The 3,721-nt window shown below is 76.5% G+C and carries 2 protein-coding genes; both read right to left on the bottom strand.

Annotated features, from left to right (window positions below):
• Positions 1–466: response regulator (locus PYV61_RS22420; RefSeq protein WP_275835865.1), on the bottom strand; the 466-nt coding region annotated here is incomplete at its 3' end.
• Between the two features lie 11 nt (positions 467–477).
• Positions 478–3,721 (bottom strand): PAS domain S-box protein (locus PYV61_RS22415; protein ID WP_275835863.1); only part of this gene is annotated, 3,244 nt, incomplete at its 5' end.

The following is a 3,721-nucleotide window of genomic DNA, read 5'->3' as shown; positions in this document are numbered from 1 at the left end:
TCCACTCGTCGGCCAGCAGGCGCCCCTGCACCGCCGCCAGCTCGGCGGCCCCGCGCGCGTCGCGCTGCGCGCGGTGCAGCAGCCGCGTGCGCAGGAGGTTGCGCGCCCGCAGCAGCACCTCCAGCCGGTCGAACGGCTTGGTGACGAAGTCGTGCGCCCCCGCCGCCAGCGCCCGCTCGCGCGCCGCCGGCGTGGCGTCGGCCGTCAGCACCAGCACCGGGAGGAAGTCGCCCTCGGGGACGCGCGCCTGCAGCTCGGCCAGCACCGCCAGCCCGTCGCGGTGGGGCATGTGCAGGTCGAGCAGCACGAGGTCGGGCGCCGCGGCCTCGAACGCCGCCACCGCCTCGCGCGCGTCGGCCACGCGCACCAGCCGCCCGTAGCCGCGCGGGCGCAGCACGAGCTCCAGCAGGTCGAGGTTCGCCGCCTCGTCGTCGACGAGGAGGATCGTGCACGCCGTCGTGTCCACCGCGCGCCCGCTCAGCCGCGCCGCGCGCGCGCCAGCAGCCGGTCCACCGTCGCCACGAACGCCCGCACGTCGAGCGGCTTGGTGAGGTACGCGTCGGCCCCCTCGGCGGCCAGCGCGTCGACCGTCTTGGGCGTGGCGTCGGCGCTGATGACGACCACCGGCGTCGCCGCCGTGCGCGGCGCGCCGCGCAGCCGCCGCAGTACCTCGCGCCCGTGCATGTCGGGGAGGTGCAGGTCGAGCAGCACGACGTCCGGGCCGTGCTCCGCCGCCAGCTCCAGCCCGAGCCGCCCCTGCAGCGCCGGGACGAGGCGCCACCCCGGGCGGCGCGACGACAGGATCGTCTCCACCAGCGTGAGGTTGGCGAGGTTGTCCTCGACGTAGAGCAGCGTCGCCGCGCCGCCCGCCCCCGCCGCCGCGCCGGGGGCCGGGACCACGGGGAGCGCCGCCGCGACCCCCTCGGCCGGCAGCAGGTCGACGGCGAACGCGCTCCCGCCCGGCCCCGTGCGCTCCAGCGTCAGCTCGGCGCCCATCGCCCGCGCCAGCCGCTGCGACAGCGCGAGCCCGAGCCCCGTCCCCTCGATGTCGGTCTGCTCGGCGCCGAGCCGCGCGAACGGGACGAAGAGCTGGTCGCGCGCCGCCGGCGCGATCCCGCGCCCCTCGTCCTCCACCAGCACGCGCACCCGCTCCGCGCCGTCGGGCCCCGCCGCCGCCGAGACGCCGATGCGCACCGCGCCCTGCTCGCGGTTGTACTTCACCGCGTTCGACAGGAGGTTGAGCAGCACCTGCACCAGCCGCTGCCGGTCGGCGCGCACGAACCGCCGCTCCCCCGCCGGCGGCAGCTCGACGACCCGGACCCCGCGCTTGGCCGCCAGCGGGCTCACCATGTCGATCGCCTCGCGCACCGCCGCGTCCACGCGCACCGGCTCGATCGCCAGCGGCTGCGCGTCGGCCTCGATGCGCGCGATGTCGAGCACCTCGTCGATCAGCCGCAGCAGGTGGCGGCCGGCGTTGAGGATGTGCCGCACGCCGCCGCGGTACGCGGGCGGCAGCTCCACGTCCTCCAGCACCTGCGCGAAGCCGAGGATCGAGTTCATCGGCGTGCGCAGCTCGTGGCTCATGCGGCTCAGGAACTCGCTCTTGGCGCGGTTGGCCCGCTCCGCCTCCTCGCGCGCCTGCTCGGCGTCGGCCGTGGCCCGCCGCAGCGCCTCCAGCGCCTCCCGCCGAGAGGTCACGTCGCGCGCGTTGGCCACCAGCCCGTCGTCGGCCGACGTCGGCGACAGCGTGCGCGCCCACGCCTCGAACCACCGCCACGACCCGTCCTTGTGCCGCACGCGGTACTCGAGCGAGCCCGACGTCCCCGGCGCCGCCAGCACGCGCCCGACCAGCTCGGCCGCCGCCGGCAGGTCGTCGGGGTGCATGAAGTCGGGGATCGTCATCCCCGCGATCTCCTCGGGCGTGTACCCGAGCAGGCGCTGCACCGACGGGCCGGTGTAGACCACGTGCCCGCGCGCGTCGAGCACCTGCACCAGGTCGTACGACCGCTCGATGAGCGCGCGGAAGTGCTCCTCGCTGCGCTGCAGCGCCAGCTCGGCCTCGCGCTGCTCCGTGACGTCGCGCCCGTTGCACACCACGCCGTCGGCCGCCGAGTGCGGGTCGATCGTGCGCCCGATCGCGTCGATGGTGCGCCAGCCCCCGTCGCGGTGGCGGATGCGCCACGTGACGCGCCGCTGCGCGCCCGGGTGCTCGATGATGTCGCGCATGACGTCGAGCACGAGCGGGACGTCGTCGGGGTGCAGCAGGTCGGCCGGCTGCCGGGCCAGCATCTCGGACGGCGCGTACCCGAACATCCGCTCGGCCGACGGGCTCACGTACGTGAGGCGCATGTCCGTCCCCGAGATCATGAGCAGGTCGCTGCTGTTCTCGATGAGCCGGCGGAAGTACTCCTCGCGGGCGGACAGCGCCTCCTCCGCCCGCCGGCGGTCGGTCACGTCGAGCATCACGCCCTGGATGTGGCGCGGGCGCCCGTCGGCGCCGCGCAGCACCGCGGCCTCGTCGCGGAACCAGAGCACGCGCCCGTCGCGCGTCACCATCCGGTACTCGGCGGCGAAGCGGCGCCCCTCGGCGTGCGCGGCGTTCCAGTCGCGCTCCACGCGCTCGCGGTCCCCCGGGTGGACCGCGTCGAGCCAGAGGCGCCCGTTGGCGCGCCACTCGTCCTCGCGGTAGCCGAGCAGGCGCTCCGCCTGCGGGCTCACGAACAGCGTCGGGTACCCCTCCTCCACCGACGCCGTGTAGATGATGGCCGGCAGCTGCTCGATCAGCGCGCGCAGCCGCCCCTCGCTCTCGCGCAGCGCGGCCTCGGCGCGCGTGCGCTCGGTGGCGTCGCGGATGTTGAGCACGTGCCCGGCGCCGCGGCGGTAGTCGGCCGGCACCGCGCACACCGCCTCCAGCGTCAGCCAGTGCCCGGCCTTGTGGCGCAGCCGGTACTCGAGCTGGTGCGTCTCCCCCGGCCGCTCGGCCAGCCCGCGCACCCACCCGGCGATGCGCGGCAGGTCGTCGGGGTGGTACGGCGGCGGCGCCTCCGTGCCGTCGATCTCGCGCGGGTCCCAGCCGAGGATGCGCCGCACCGACGGGCTCCCGTACCGCGGGCGCCCGTCGTCGTCGACGATCACGATGAGGTCGTGCGCGTGCTCGATCAGCCGCCGGAAGTGCTCCTCGCTCCGCCGCAGCTCCGCCGTGCGCTCGGCGACCCGCTGCTCCAGCCGCTCGTTGGCCGCCCGCAGCTCGCGCTCGATGTCGCGCACCGCGGTCACGTCCATCGACGTGCCGACCACGCGCGCGACGTTCCCCGCCGCGTCGTACGACGCCCGCCCGCGCGAGTGCACGGTGCGCTCCGTCCCGTCGGGACGCACGACGCGGTACGTGCACTCCATCCCGCCGTCGCGCAGCATGCGCGCCGTCTGCTCGGCGACCCCGGCGCGGTCGTCGGGGTGCACGCACGCCAGGAAGCCGGCGAGGTCGCGCGGGTGCGACGCCGGGTCCAGCCCGTGGATGCGCAGCTGCTCCGCCGACCACGCGACGCGGTCGTCGGGCACCGACCACTCGAAGCTGCCGAGCGAGGTGACGGCCTGCATCTCGTCGACGTGGCGCTCCAGCTCCGCGAGGCGCGTGCGCAGCGCGCCGTCCGAGGCCGCGTCGGCGTCGCCGGCGAGCCGCGCGAACGCCGCGGCCAGCGCGCGGTCCTCGGCCGCCCACGGC

Origin of the sequence: Roseisolibacter sp. H3M3-2, assembly GCF_029211165.1 — a bacterium.
Classification (GTDB): Bacteria; Gemmatimonadota; Gemmatimonadetes; order Gemmatimonadales; family Gemmatimonadaceae; genus Roseisolibacter.
This window is presented reverse-complemented; position numbering and strand designations above follow the sequence as displayed.